The organism is Frigidibacter sp. MR17.24 (assembly GCF_037095655.1).
Classification (GTDB): domain Bacteria; phylum Pseudomonadota; class Alphaproteobacteria; order Rhodobacterales; family Rhodobacteraceae; genus Frigidibacter.
Genome location: NZ_JBAWKE010000001.1, coordinates 297,924 through 312,083, shown reverse-complemented (window position 1 = coordinate 312,083; position 14,160 = coordinate 297,924). Strand labels below are relative to the sequence as shown.

Below are 14,160 nucleotides of genomic sequence, written 5' to 3'. Positions count from 1 at the left end.
TTCTGCGCGCGGTCAGACCGCGCCTTTTGCGGAACATTCCGCGCCCGCGCAGTCGAATTGACGACTGAATTTAGGAAGTTTCGAGGCACTTTTTGCGCAACGGTCCGCCCAGCGGCCCGTTGCCGTCACGCCATTGCCGCAAGGCAGTCCGCCACCAGCATGTCCAGCCGCGACCGGCTCTTGACCGCCTGGCGCTGCACGCGCCCGTCGCTGGCGCCCGGCTCGCTCGCGCTCAGCCCGAAGATCGGCACCGCGGTGTCGATCTCGTCCAGCAGGACCCGGCCGTCGCCGTCCGACAGCGCCCAGTCGATCACCACGAGGTCGTACTCCCCCAGCGCGAGCGCCCGCCGCGCCTCGGCGATCGAGCCCGCGGTCTCGACCCGCGCCCGCTCGCCGAAGGCCGAGCGGAACACCTCGGCGAAATCGGCATCGTCCTCGACATGCAGGATCGCCGGCACCTCGGCATCCGCGGCCGCCGCGGCCGCGGGCCCGCCGGCCTCGGCCGCGGGTTCGGCCTGGGCGACCAGCGGCAGGGTCACGCGGAATTCGCAGCCGCCGTCGGGCTGGTTGGCGAAGTCGATCCCGCCCTCCATCTGCGACAGGATCTGGTGGGTGATGTTCAGCCCCAGGCCGGTGCCGCCCTTCTCGCGCGTGGCCGAGCTGTCGGCCTGGCTGAACGGGGTGAACATCCGCGCGCGGAATTCGTCGGGGATGCCGGGGCCGCGGTCGCGCACGCGGATCTCGACGCTGTCGGGCGTGGCGCCCGGGCCGGCCGACAGCGTCACCTCGGTGCCGCGGGGCGAGAACTTGGCCGCGTTCGACAGCAGGTTCGACATCACCTGGCCGAAGCGGTCGCGGTCGACGCGCACCGCGCCCGCCGGCACCGCGCCGCGCAGCGCGATCGTCACGCCATGCTCGTCGGCATAGGGCTGGTTGACCGCCACCGCCTGCTCCATCAGCCCGGTGAGCGAGGTCTCGACCATGTCGAAGCGCATCTTGCCCGAGTTCAGCTTTTCCAGGTCGAGGATGTCGTTGACCAGCATGATCAGCCGGTCGCAGTTCTTCTGCCCGATCGACAGCAGGCGTTCCGCCTTGGCCGGCAGCTCGCGGCCCATCGTGCCCAGCACCAGGCCCAGCGCGCCCTTGATCGAGGTCAGCGGCGTGCGCAGCTCGTGGCTGACGGTGGCGACGAAATCGGATTTCAGCTGCTCGACCTTGCGCCGCTCGGTGATGTCCTGCACCTGCACGATGAAGGCCACGCCGTCGCTGCCCGACGATCCCATCGCCGAGATGTTCAGCAGGCCCCAGACCCCGGTGCCGTCGGCGCGCGCGAACTCGCGCTCCATCTGCACCACCGGCACCTCGCCCGAGCGCAGCCGCGCCCGCTCGGCCTCCGAGATGATCAGCCCGCCCGGCGGGATCAGGTCGCCCAGCCGACGGTCGAGCAGCGCGCCCTCGCCATAGCCGGTGAAGCGGCAGAAGGCCTCGTTCACGCGCAGCAGGTGGCATTCCTCGTCCAGAAGCGCCATGCCCGTCGGCGCGTTCTCGATCACCTGGCGGAACTGCGTCTCCTTGGCGCGGATCATGTCCAGCGCGTGGCGCAGGCGGGTGACGTCGGTCTGCACGCCCAGGAACCGCGTCGCCGTGCCGTCCATGTCGCGCTCGCTCACCATCGCCTCGGACCGCATCCAGCGGATCGAGCCGTCGGCGGCCAGCACGCGGTATTCGCAGATCGAACGGTCGGTGAAGCCCTCGATGCAGCCGCGATCGGCCTGGTGCACGATGTGGCGGTCCTCGGGCAGCACGCGGGCCTCGAATTCGGCGCGCGCGTCCAGATCCTCGACCCGGGTGTCGGGCGGGAAGCCCATCAGCGTCGCCCAGTTGTCCGACACCACTTCCGAGCCGTCGCGCAGGTCGATGTCGAAGACGGCGATCTGCGCGCCGGTCATCGCCATCGCCAGCCGGCGCTCGTTCTCGCGCAGCTGCGCCTCGGCGCGGTAGCGCTGGGTGATGTCGCGCAGGATCGCGGTGCCGCGGCTGTCGCCGGCGGCGTCCTGCCACAGGTTCACCTGCACCTCGATCTGGCGCAGCGAGCCGTCGCTGCGCCGCATCGGGATCTGCGCCGACTGGCCCGCGCCCGCGTCGCGCGGCCCCGGCAGATCGATCGGCAAAAGGTCGGCCAGCCGCTTGCCCGCCAGGTCATGCGCCGGCAGCGCGAAGATCCGCTCGGCGGCCGAGTTCAGCGACAGCATCCGCCCGCGGTGGTCGATCAGCACGATCCCCACCATCGCGGTCTCGATGATCGACCGGGTGTGGCCCTGCTGGGTCTCGAGCGCGCGGGTCTTGGCATCGACAAGGCTGCGCACCTCGTGCTCGCGGCGCAGCAGCAGCGTCATCAGCGTGCCGACCGCGATGCTCAGCAGCAGCCCCGCCGCCAGCAGCACCCGCGGCTCGATCAGCGCGTGGCCGGCCAGGAAGGCGTCGGTGCTCTCGAAGCGGATGGTCCAGTCGCGGGCGAAGGTGCGGAACGGGCGCTCGACCCGGTAAAGCTCGTTGCGCTCGATGGTGCCGGGCGCGCTGTCGAAGATCAGCGCGCCGGTCTCCGCCCGCGGACCGTCATAGACCCGCAGCCGATAGCCCGCGCCGCTGGCGCCGGCGATGTCGCCCAGGAAGTCGTCCAGCCGGATCGGGGTATAGACCCAGCCCAGCACCTCGCCCGCGCCGCGGTCGGCCGCGGCGGCCACGCCCGGGGGATAGACCGCGCGCAGGATCGCGACCGAGGTCGAGCCGGTGCCGTCCTGCACCAGCCGGATCGGCGCGCTCATCGTGGCCAGACCGCGCCGCGACGCCGATTCCAGCGCCGCCCGCTCGATCGGGAAGGCGGCAAGATCCAGCCCCAGCGCCGGGGCGTTGCGCTCGTGCGGCTCGAGATGGCGGATGATGAAATGCAGGTCGCGCTCGACCGGCGGGTGGATGTCCAGCGGCGCGCCGGTGACGTCGAGGCTGCGCGCGGCATAGGCGGCAAGGTCGGCGTCGCGCACCGGCTCGATGAAGCCCAGCCCCAGCACGCCCGGCGCCGCGCGGGGCACGTTCAGCACCCCCACCAGCCGCGCCCAGTCCGCCGCGTCGATCTCGCCGCGCGCCGCGCCCACCAGCGCCGCGCCGCCGTCGACGAAGCCGCCATAGCTTGCCAGCCGGCTTTCGATCAGCCGCGTCGCCTCGCGCGCCTGCGCGTCGAAATCGGCGGCGCTGTTCTCGTGCTGGGCGCGGGTCAGCGCCGACCAGGCCCAGAAGCTGCAGCCGATGCACAGGATCACGCAGACGAGCGAGCCGTTGGTCATCGCCGGCACCTGCCGTCCGCGCCACAGAAGCCGCGCGCCGCTGCGGCCCCAGCCCGAGAACAGCACCAGCGGCACCACCACCGCGATGCCCAGCAGGTCGCCCGTCCACCAGGTCCACCAGGTGTCGGCCACCGCGTCGATGCCGTGCAGCAGGCCGCGGGCGAAAAGCACCATCGTGCCGATCGTGGCCGAGATCAGCGTGCCCATCGGCCCGAGGAAGGTCAGGAAGGTCAGCGCCTCGACGCCGTTGTCCAGCCGCACCGGCCGGCCATAGCGCGCGCGCGCCAGCCCGCCCACCAGCGCCGCCTGCAGCGCCGCGCCGCCCGCGATCAGCGCCGGCGCGATCATCCGGTCGACATGCACCCCGCCGTCGAGGGCGCCGGTCACCAGGCAGCCCGACAGGAACGACCCCAGCCAGACCCCCGGCCAGACCCCCGGCCCCCGCAGCAGCACCGCCGCCAGCGCCACGCCCGCCGCCGGCCAGACGATCGTCGCATGCCCCACCGGCGAGGCGACGATTTCGGCGATCCAGCCGGCAAGGAGGTAGAGGAACGCCACGACGGCGCAGGTGAGGACCATCGACGGCACCCTCCACGGAGCGGCCCCGTCCCTGGACTGCCGCTCGATCATCATTGCCATCCGGCCTGTCCCGTGCTCGCCGCGGCTGTGCGACCGGGCCCCGGGGGTCCCGCGCTCCGCTGTTCTTGACCGGGGCATGAATCATTGGCCGGGGGGCGCCCGGCAACAGGGTTGTCGAGCGCCCCCGAAAAAAGCGCGCCGTGGTGGCATTTTTGCAAAGCCATCCCCGGCGCTTAGGCGGGATTCCGCCCAAAGTCGGCGCCCCCGCGGGCGGCCAGCGGCACGCGGCCGGCAGCCAGCGGCGGGCGGCGCGGCCTAGCCTGCCAGCCGCGCCTCGACCATCCCCGCAAGCCAGCTCGAGCCGAAGGGGATCGCCTCGTCGTCGAAGACGTAGTTCGGCGAATGCACCGCCGCGGTGTCGCCGTTGCCCAGGAAGATGTAGGCCCCCGGGCGCTTCTCGAGCATGTACGAGAAGTCCTCGGCGCCCATCATCGGCTCGGTCTCGGTCTCGACGGCGGTGGCGCCCGAGACGGCGCGGGCGACCTCGATCGCGTGGCCGGTCGCGCCGGGGTCGTTCATCGTCACCGGGTAGCCGCGGTGATAGGCGATCTCGACCGTGGCGCCGAAGGCCTCGGCCGTGGCCTCGACCACCTTGCGGATCCGCGTCTCCATCAGGTCGCGGATCGCGGGGTCCATGGTGCGGATCGTGCCGCCCAGGGTGACGACCTGCGGGATCACGTTGGTCGCCGGGCTGTCGGTGCGGCAGGTGCAGATCGAGATCACCGCCGATTGCAGCGGGTTGACGTTGCGCGACACGATCGACTGCAGCGCGACGATGATCTGGGCCGCGGTCAGCATCGGGTCGATGCACTGCTGCGGCTTGGCGGCATGGCCGCCGCGCCCCGTGACCGTGATCTCGACCGTGTCGGCCGCCGCCATCATCGCGCCGGGACGGATCGCGAATTCGCCCACCGGGATGCCGGGCTGGTTGTGCAGGCCATAGACCTCGTCGATGCCCCAGCGCTCGATCAGCCCGTCCTCGATCATCGCCGCCGCGCCGGCGCCGCCCTCTTCGGCGGGCTGGAAGATCACCACCGCGGTGCCGTCGAAATTGCGCGTCTCGGCCAGGTATTTCGCGGCCCCGAGCAGCACCGCGGTATGCCCGTCATGGCCGCAGGCATGCATCTTGCCCGGCACCTTCGAGGCATAGCCGACGCCCGACTTCTCGGTGATCGGCAGCGCGTCCATGTCGGCGCGCAGCCCGATCGTGCGGCCCGCGCCGCCGTTGCGGCCCCGGATCACGCCCACGACGCCGGTGCGCCCGATGCCCTCGGTCACCTCGTCGACGCCGAAGGCCCGCAACAGCTCGGCCACCTTGCCCGCGGTGCGGTGCACCTCGTAGAGCAGCTCGGGGTTCTCGTGGAAATCGCGCCGCCAGGCGGTGATCTCGGGCAGCAGTTCGGCAAAGCGGTTCTTGACCGGCATCTCAAGGCTCCTTCAGAGGGTCGGCCCCAGCACGACGGGAGAGCCGTCGGTGAAGCGGGACAGACGGAAACGGGACATCTCGTGCCCGGCCGGCCGGCCCATCGCGATATCGGCGATGACCCGCCCCACGCCGGGGCCAATTCCAAACCCGTGGCCCGAAAGGCCGGTGGCGACGATCAGCCCGGCCAGCCCGGGCGCCTCGCCCAGCGCGGGCACCACGTCGGGCATCGCGTCGATCATCCCGGCCCAGGCCAAGTCCAGCCGGATCTCGCCCAGGCTCGGGAAGGCCTCGGCGAAGGCGGTGCGGAACCGGGCGGCGAAGGCCGGGTTCGGCGTCGGGTTCAGCACCCGCATCGCCTCGAAGGGCGTCGGGCGGTCGGCGTGCAGCGCGCGCGGCGTGCCCCAGGCATCCGGGAAGCCCTTCGGCGCGGCCAGGTTGAAATGCGTGCCCGACAGGTCGGCGCGGATCTGCGGGACGAAGGCACGCAGGTGCCGGAAGGCATCCGGCCCGATGTAGAAGTCGTGCAGGGGCCCGCTCGCGAGCGTGTAGCGCCCGTCGCGCCGCCGCCGCCAGGCCACCCGCCCGTCCGAGGCCGCGCCCGCGAAGACCTCGGGCAGCTCCTGCGTGACGCCGACGGTGGCGCGCACCGACAGCTGCGGCAGCACGACCCCGTGCGCCCGCGCCAGCATCCCCGACCAGGCCCCACCCGCCAGCACCACCCGCTCGGCGCCGATGCGGCCGCGTTCGGTCAGCACGCCGGTGACGCGCCCGCCCGCCGTTTCGAGCCTGCGCACCGCGCAGCCCTCGCGGATCTGCACCCCCGCCGCGGCCGCAAGCCGCGCCAGCACCGGCACCGCGACCCAGGGCTCGGCCCGCGCGTCCGAGGGGGTGTAGAGCCCGCCATGCCAGCCCGGCGCGTTCGGCATCAGCGCCGCAAGCTCGCGGCGCGAGATCAGCCGGCTGTCGACGCCATGCGCCCGGGCATGGGGCAGCCAGGCCTCGTAGGCGGCCATCTCGGCCCCGGTCCTGGCGATGTAGACGATGCCCTCGCGCCGAAAGCCCAGCGCGTCATTCGTCTCGGCGTTCAGCGCCTCCCAGTGGCGCAGCGCCTCGACCACGATCGGCAGCTCGGCGGGATCGCGGCCCTGCTGGCGCACCCAGCCCCAGTTGCGGCTGGACTGCTCGCCCGCGATGCGGCCCTTTTCCAGCAGCGCGACGCGCCGCCCCGCGCGGGCGAGGAACAGCGCCGTCGAGACCCCGGCGACACCGCCGCCGATGACGGCCACGTCGACCGCATCGGGCAGCGGCCCGTCATGCTCGACGGGGCTGTCGGCCGTGATCGGGAACCTCATTTCGCCAGCTGCTCGACCAGACGCTGCATGAAGGCCCAGCCCGCCTCGAATTCCGAGATCTCGATGTATTCGTCGGGCTTGTGCGCCTGCTCGATGTCACCGGGGCCGCAGACGACGGCCGAATAGCCGCGCAGCTGGAACTGCCCCGCCTCGGTGCCATAGCTCACGACGTTGGTCGCGTTGTCGCCGGTGATCTGGCGCGCCAGCCGCTCGGCCGCGCCCTCGGTCTCGGGCGTCAGGGCGGGCACGTAGAAGCTGTCGGCGACCTCGATCCGCGCCTCGGGATGCACGGCCTGCATCTCGGCCTCGATCTCGCGCAGCTTGGCGATGTAGCGCGCCTTCCAGGCTTCGGGGTCCTCGCCGGCGATGACGCGGAAGCCCAGCTTGAAGGTGCATTCGCCGGCGGTGATGTTGTGGGCGGTGCCGCCCTCGATCATGCCGACCGAGATCGTGGTGAAGGGCGGATCGAACAGCTTGGCCATCTCGCTGGGCTCGGCCGCCATCAGCGCGGCATTGGTCTCGTTGAGCCATTGCAGCACCCGGCCCGCCTCGTGGATCGCCGAGACGCCGACATGCTGCATCGAGCTGTGGACCGGCACGCCGTGGATGGTGGTGTCGAAGCTGCGCCCGCCCTTGTGGCCGGTGACGACCTTCATCCGGCTCGGCTCGCCGACGATCACCGCCTCGGCCCGCGGGAAGGTGGCGGCCATCTCCTCGACCATCGAGATGCAGCCCGAACAGCCGACCTCCTCATCATAGCTCAGCGCGATCTGCAGCGGCCGCTTCACCCCGGCCCGCAGCGCCAGCGGCACCGCCGCCAGCGCCAGCGCGTCGAAGGCCTTCATGTCGACCGCGCCGCGCCCATAGAGCCTGCCGTCGCGTTCTGTCAGCAGCCAGGGATCGCTGGCCCAGTCCTGGCCATCGACCGGCACCACGTCGGTATGGCCGGAAAGAACAACGCCGCCAGCCACTTCCGGGCCGACGTTCGCGTAAAGGTTCGCCTTCGTGCCATCCGGGGAATAGCTGCGGTGCGCCTTGACGCCATACCCGGCGAGATAGTCCTCGACCCAGTCGATCAGCGGCAGGTTGGTGTCGCGGCTCACCGTCGGGAACGAGACGAGCTTTGCGAGGATCTCTCGCGGCGACAGATCGTTGGAGGACATCGTTCAGCCTTTCAGGACGAAATGCCCGGGGCCGATCTGGTCATAGACGGAGGGCCCGGGTTCATGGCCGACCGGGAAGATCGGCGAGGGGATCGGTTTGTACTCGACCTCGCCGCGGAGCCTCCGGCGCGACGGGTCTGCCACGGGAACCGCCGAGAGCAGCGATTTCGTGTAGGGATGGGTCGGGTTCTCGAACACCGCCGCCCGCGGCCCGATCTCGACGATCCGGCCGAGGTACATGACGCCGACGTTGTGCGACACGCGCTCGACCACCGCCATGTCGTGGCTGATGAACAGGAACGACAGGCCGAGGTCGGCCTGAAGCTCCATCATCAGGTTCAGCACCTGCGCCTGCACCGAGACGTCGAGCGCCGAGACCGCCTCGTCGGCGATGATCAGCTTGGGGTTCAGCGCAAGCGCGCGGGCGATGGCGATGCGCTGGCGCTGGCCGCCCGACAGCTCGTGCGGGTAGCGGCGCAGGAAGGCGCGCGGCAGTTCGACCCGGTCGAAGAGACCCGCCACCCGGTCGTGCAGTTCCGATCCCTTGGCAATGCCGTAATTCCGCAGCGGTTCAGCGACTTGCTCGAAAAGCCTCATCTGGGGGTTGAGGCTGGCATAGGGGTCCTGGAACACCATCTGCATGTCGCGGCGCGCGCGGTGCATCGCGCCTTCGTCGAAGGTCATCACGTCCTTGCCCTCGAGCAGGACCTGCCCCGAGCTGGGCTCGACCAGCCGCAGCACGGAGCGCCCGCAGGAGGACTTGCCGCAGCCCGACTCGCCCACCAGCGACAGCGTCTCGCCCTTGCGGATCGTGAAGCTGACATCCTCGACCGCGTGCACGTTCGAGATCGTGCGCCGCATCAGCCCGCCCTTGACCGCGAAGCGCGTGGTCAGGTGCTTCACCTCGAGGATCACCGGCGGCTCGGCGGCGGCGACGGCGCGGGCCTTCTCCTCGGCGGCCTCGGCCACGATCACCTCGCCCGAGCGCGACAGCAGCCGCATCGGTTCGGGCGCGGGCTTGCCCTGCATCTCGCCCAGGCGCGGCACCGCGGCGAGAAGCGCCTTGGTATAGGGGTGTTCGGGCGCGTCGAAGATCTGCTGGACCGGCCCCTCCTCGACCTTGTTGCCGCGGTACATGACGACGACGCGGTCGGCCATCTGCGCCACGACCGACATGTCGTGGGTGATGAACATCACCGCGGTGCCCTTCTCGCGCTTCAGCCGGTCGATCAGCATCAGGATCTCGGCCTGGATCGTCACGTCGAGCGCCGTCGTCGGCTCGTCGCAGATCAGAAGCTTCGGCTCGCAGGCCATCGCCATCGCGATCACCACCCGCTGGCGCATCCCCCCCGACAGCTCGTGCGGGTACTGCTTCAGCCGCCGCTCGGGTTCGTTGATGCGCACCATCTTCAGCAGTTCGAGCGCCCGCGCCTCGGCCGCGGCCCTCGACATCCCCTTGTGGACGCGCAGCCCCTCGGTCAGCTGGCGCCCGACGGTGAACACCGGGTTCAGCGAGGTCATCGGCTCCTGGAAGATCATCCCGATCTCGTCGCCGCGGATCTCGCGCATGACGCGGCCGTCGGCCTTGGACAGGTCGATCCGCGTGCCGTCCTCGCGCTCGAACTCCAGGGTGCCGCCGACGATCTCGCCGCCGCCGAACTCGACCAGACGCATCAGCGACAGCGACGAGACCGACTTGCCCGAGCCGCTTTCGCCCACGACGCAGACGCATTCGCCCGGCGCGATCTGGAAGCTGACATCCTCGACCCCCAGCACGGGGCCGTCGTTGGTCTGGAACTGCACCCTGAGATTGCGAATCGCCACCAGCGGCTGACCTTCGCGGCGCACGACGGAGTCGGGCTTATGATCGAGCATCGGTTTTCCCTGTCGGTGAAGGGGCCGGCGGGGCCGGCCGGGCGCTCTGACCGGCGCCTTTTCCGGAACGCTGAAAGATGCTGACCGGAAAGTCAAACATTGTGCAGCCTGACCCGGCGCAAGCCGGCCATGCAGCCGCCCGCGACAGCGGAATCGCGGGGGAAGCTAGGTCAATCCAACACGGTGCTTGCGTTTTCGAAAGCCTTCGTCCGAAGATCATGCCCATGCCGAGCCCCCCGGAACCTGCCGCGGGACCGGCACCAAAACACCGGCGCCGGTCAAGGTGCCGGAGACGTGACCGACACCCGCTGTCCGAAGGACATCAGACCTGCGCGCTTCCAGACGTCAGTGACATGTACCCCGGCCCAGAGGCCAAGATAATGGCCCGGGATGTTGGTCCAACCCCAGCAAGGAGAGACCCCATGAACATCAGATCCCTGTTGCTCGGAACGGGCGCGGCGATCGCGCTGGTGCCGGCGGCGGCGATGGCCGAGCGCGGCGACAGCGGGCATGTGAACCTGATCTATTATCAGGCGCCCTCGATCATGAACCCCTACCTGTCGTCGGGCACCAAGGACCTGGAAGCCTCGTCGCTGGTGATCGAACCGCTGATCCGCTTCAACCCCGCCGGCGAGATGCTGCCCTGGCTGATCACCGAGATCCCGACCGTCGAGAACGGCGGCATCTCGGAGGACCTGACCGAGGTCACCTACAAGCTGAAGCCGGGCGTGAAGTGGTCGGACGGCAGCGACCTGACCGCCGAGGACGTGGTCTTCACCGGCTCGTACTGCATGAACCCCGAGGGCGGCTGCGCGCAGCTTGCGCGGTTCGAGGGCATCAAGTCGATCGAGGCGGTCGACCCGATGACGGTCAAGATCACCTTCGCCGAGCCCAAGGCCTATCCCTACCTGGCCTTCGCGTCCTATGAATCGCCGATCCTGCAGAAGGCGCAGTTCGAGAACTGCACCGGCGCCGCCGCACCCTCGTGCAGCGAGCAGAACTTCAACCCGATCGGCACCGGCGCCTTCAAGGTCGACGAGTTCCGCCCCAACGACGTGATCTCGCTCTCGGCCAACGAGAACTACCGCGACCCGGCCCTGCCCCACTTCGCCACGATGACGCTCAAGGGCGGCGGCGATGCGGCCGCGGCGGCGCGCTCGGTGCTCGAGACCGGCGAGTTCGACTATGCCTGGAACACGCAGCTTGCGCCCGAGGTCCTCGAGGAGATGCTCAAGGGCGGCAAGGGCGAGGCGATCCAGGCCTTCGGCAGCCTGGTCGAGCGGATCGAGATCAACATGACCGACCCGTCGTCGTCGCTGCCCGAGGGCGAGCGCGCGACCGCCAAGCATCCGCACCCGTTCCTGACCGACATCAAGGTGCGCCAGGCGCTGTCGATGGCGATCGACCGCCAGCTGTTGTCCGACATCGGCTATGGCGCCGCCGGCCAGCCGACCTGCAACCTGGTGCCCGCGCCAGAGGCCTATGCCTCCGAGACCAACACCGGCTGCATCGCCCAGGACATCGAGGGCGCGAAGGCGCTTCTGGAGGAAGCCGGCTGGACCGTGGGCTCCGACGGGGTGCGCGAGAAGGACGGGATGAAGCTCAACATCCTGTACCAGACCTCGACCAACGCGGTGCGCCAGGACTTCCAGTCGGTCATCAAGCAGTGGTGGCAGGAGATCGGCGTCAATGCCGAGCTGAAGAACGTCGACGGCTCGGTCTATTTCGGCGGCGACCCGGGCAGCCCGGACACGTTCCAGAAGTTCTATGCCGACGTCGAGATGTACGCCAACAACTTCTCGGGCACCGACCCCGAGCAGTACCTGGCCATGTACACCTGCAACAAGGCGCCGCGTCCGGAAACCGGCTGGCAGGGCGAGAACATCAACCGCTACTGCGACCCGGCCTATGACGCGCTGGTGGTGGAACTGGGCAAGACCTCGGACCTCGAAAAGCGCGGCGAGATCGCGAAGAAGATGAACGACATGCTGACCAAGGACTCGATGGTCATCCTGCCGCTGGTCTATCGCGGCACCGCCTCGGCCAAGGCCAAGACCCTGGGCGGCGTCGAGATCAACGCCTGGGACAGCCAGCTGTGGAACGTCGCGGACTGGTTCCGCGAGAAGTGAGCTGACCGCCGCCGGGGCCCGGGCGCCATGTGCCCCCGGGCCCCGGATGCGTTCGGACCCCCCGCCCCGTCCCGGCGGCCTGACGGCCCTGCCGTGCCCCCCACCCAGCGCCCCCCGGGCCCTGCCGGGCGGCGCGGTGCCCCCTCCCTTGCTCCCAGAGGTGCCGCGCGATGCTCACCTTCACGATCAGGCGCTTGCTGATCGCCATTCCGACGCTGCTGTTCATCAGCCTCGTCATCTTCCTGCTTCTGGACCTCGCCCCCGGCGATCCGCTGGCCAACATGCCGCTGACGATCCCTCCGGACGTGCGCGACAAGATGCGCGCGGCGCTGGGGCTGAACGAGCCCGTCTGGCTGCGCTACCTGCTGTGGGTCAAGCAGTTCTTCTGGGTCGAGCCGCTGAACATCCTCGACAGCTGGTTCGGCACCGACCTCGCGGGCGACGCGCAGCGGGTGATCTCGTGGCAGACCCGCTCGCCGGTCGCCGACATCATCGCGCAGCGGATGCCGCAGACGCTGTGGGTGGTGGGGCTGGCCTACGTGATCGGCGTGCTGATCGCGCTGCCGATCGGCATCATCTCGGCCTACCGGCAATATTCGGTCTTCGACCAGGTCGGCACCTTCGTGTCGATGGTCGGCTACTCGGTGCCGCCGTTCTTCACCGGGGTGCTGGTGATCATCATCTTCGCGGTCAACCTCGGCTGGCTGCCCTCGATCTACGACACCACGCTGAAGGTCACCGACTGGGACAGCTTCCTGACCCAGATCCGGCAGATGATCCTGCCGGTGATGGTGCTGGCGCTGCAGACCACGGCCCACATCTCGCGCTTCATGCGCGCCTCGATGCTCGACAACCTGCGCCAGGACTACGTGCGCACCGCCCGCGCCAAGGGCCTGACCGAGCGGACGGTGGTGATGGTGCACGTGCTGCGCAACTCGATGATCCCGGTGATCACCGTGATCGCGCTCGGCGTGCCCTCGATCTTCGGCGGCGCGATCATCACCGAGCAGGTGTTCAAGGTGAACGGGATCGGCCAGCTGCTGATCACCGCGATCCAGGCCAACGACCTGCCGATGGTGCAGACGCTGACCTTCATCTTCGCGGTGCTCATCGTTCTCTTCAACCTGATCGCCGACATCCTCTACGGCCTTCTCGACCCGAGGATCCGCTATGACTGAAGCCGTCCATTCCTCGAACATGAAGGCCGACAAGCCCTCGTCGCAGTGGCGCGACGTCTGGCGGCAGTTCCGCAGCCACAAGGGCGCGCTGCTGGGTCTGTTCATCTTCGCCGTGATCCTCTTCGGCGTGCTCCTCGGGCCCTACCTGTGGAAGTTCGACCCGACCTATGTCGACATCCGCGCCCGCAACTCGGGGCCCAGCTGGTCGCATCCGTTCGGCACCGACCAGCTCGGGCGCGACCTGATGGCGCGGATGATGGCGGGGGGACAGGTCTCGCTCGCGGTCGGGCTGACGGCGATGGCGCTCTCGATCGTGCTCGGCACGGTGATCGGCGTGCTCGCGGGGTTCTTCCGCCGGCTCGACGGCGTGCTGATGCGCCTCACCGACCTGTTCCTGGCGCTGCCGCTGCTGCCGCTGCTCCTCGTCATGGTGATGCTGTTCCGCGAGCCCTTGTCGCGCAACTTCGGCCCCGAGACCGGGATCTTCATCCTGATGGTGACGGCAATCGGCGCCACCAGCTGGATGCAGACCGCGCGGATCGTGCGCGGCGACGTGCTGGCGCTGAAAGAGCGCGAATTCGTGCTCGCCGCGCGCTCGATCGGCACCCGGCCGACGAAGATGATCATCCGCCACATCCTGCCCAACACGCTGTCGCCGATCATGGTCTCGGCGACGCTCGGCATCGCGACGGCGATCATCACCGAAAGCTCGCTGTCGTTCCTCGGCCTCGGCTTCCCGCCCGATTTCGCGACCTGGGGCCGGCTGCTCTATGACGCGGTCGACCAGATCCAGCTCTATCCGCTGCGGGTGATCCTGCCCGGCGCCGCGATCTCGCTCACGGTGCTCTCGGTCAACTACATCGGCGACGGCCTGCGCGACGCGCTCGACCCCCGCATCCGCGGCCGCTGAGCCTCTCGACTTTGCCGAAATATCCCGGGGGAGCGGCGCAGCCGCCGGGGGCAGAGCCCCCGCCCCCTCCCGGGCCGGGCCCACCGGACGGCAAGGGGCGGGGTCCCGCCGCCCCGCCCCCTTTCGCATTGGCCGAAATATCCCGGG

The 14,160-nt window shown here is 69.8% G+C and carries 8 protein-coding genes; 3 read left to right on the top strand and 5 right to left on the bottom strand.

What is annotated here, in order from left to right; genetic code table 11:
• Window positions 1-125: 125 nt before the first annotated feature.
• The 5 genes from V8J39_RS01540 to V8J39_RS01520 form a co-directional block, all read right to left on the bottom strand.
• Entirely contained in the window at window positions 126-3,920 is a 3,795-nt protein-coding gene (locus V8J39_RS01540) for a PAS domain S-box protein (protein ID WP_336459109.1), read from the bottom strand.
• A 315-nt stretch (window positions 3,921-4,235) separates the two neighbouring features.
• Window positions 4,236-5,405 (bottom strand): M20 aminoacylase family protein, encoded by a 1,170-nt coding sequence (locus tag V8J39_RS01535; RefSeq protein WP_336459108.1) that lies wholly within the window; start codon window positions 5,403-5,405, stop codon window positions 4,236-4,238.
• 12 nt (window positions 5,406-5,417) lie between these two features.
• Complete coding sequence (locus V8J39_RS01530) at window positions 5,418-6,758, bottom strand: NAD(P)/FAD-dependent oxidoreductase (RefSeq protein ID WP_336459107.1); 1,341 nt, start codon at window positions 6,756-6,758, stop codon at window positions 5,418-5,420.
• Window positions 6,755-7,921 carry an acetylornithine deacetylase gene (argE, locus tag V8J39_RS01525; RefSeq protein WP_336459106.1) on the bottom strand — a complete coding sequence of 389 codons (1,167 nt, stop codon included), beginning with the start codon at window positions 7,919-7,921 and terminating at the stop codon, window positions 6,755-6,757. Before argE ends, V8J39_RS01530 begins: the two co-directional genes overlap by 4 nt.
• A gap of 3 nt (window positions 7,922-7,924) precedes the next feature.
• Window positions 7,925-9,796 carry an ABC transporter ATP-binding protein gene (locus V8J39_RS01520; RefSeq protein WP_336459105.1) on the bottom strand — a complete coding sequence of 624 codons (1,872 nt, stop codon included), beginning with the start codon at window positions 9,794-9,796 and terminating at the stop codon, window positions 7,925-7,927.
• A 422-nt stretch (window positions 9,797-10,218) separates the two neighbouring features.
• On the opposite strand from V8J39_RS01520, the gene V8J39_RS01515 reads away from it, so the two are divergent.
• From V8J39_RS01515 to V8J39_RS01505, 3 genes are all read left to right on the top strand, one after another.
• Window positions 10,219-11,925 (top strand): peptide ABC transporter substrate-binding protein, encoded by a 1,707-nt coding sequence (locus V8J39_RS01515; protein WP_336459104.1) that lies wholly within the window; start codon window positions 10,219-10,221, stop codon window positions 11,923-11,925.
• Between the two features lie 170 nt (window positions 11,926-12,095).
• Window positions 12,096-13,103: an ABC transporter permease gene (locus V8J39_RS01510; RefSeq protein ID WP_336459103.1), complete on the top strand. Its 1,008-nt coding sequence runs from the start codon at window positions 12,096-12,098 to the stop codon at window positions 13,101-13,103.
• Window positions 13,096-14,013, top strand: a complete 918-nt coding sequence (locus V8J39_RS01505; RefSeq protein WP_336459102.1) for an ABC transporter permease — start codon at window positions 13,096-13,098, stop codon at window positions 14,011-14,013. The genes V8J39_RS01510 and V8J39_RS01505 overlap by 8 nt, the downstream gene beginning before the upstream one ends.
• The last annotated feature ends 147 nt before the right edge of the window (window positions 14,014-14,160 follow it).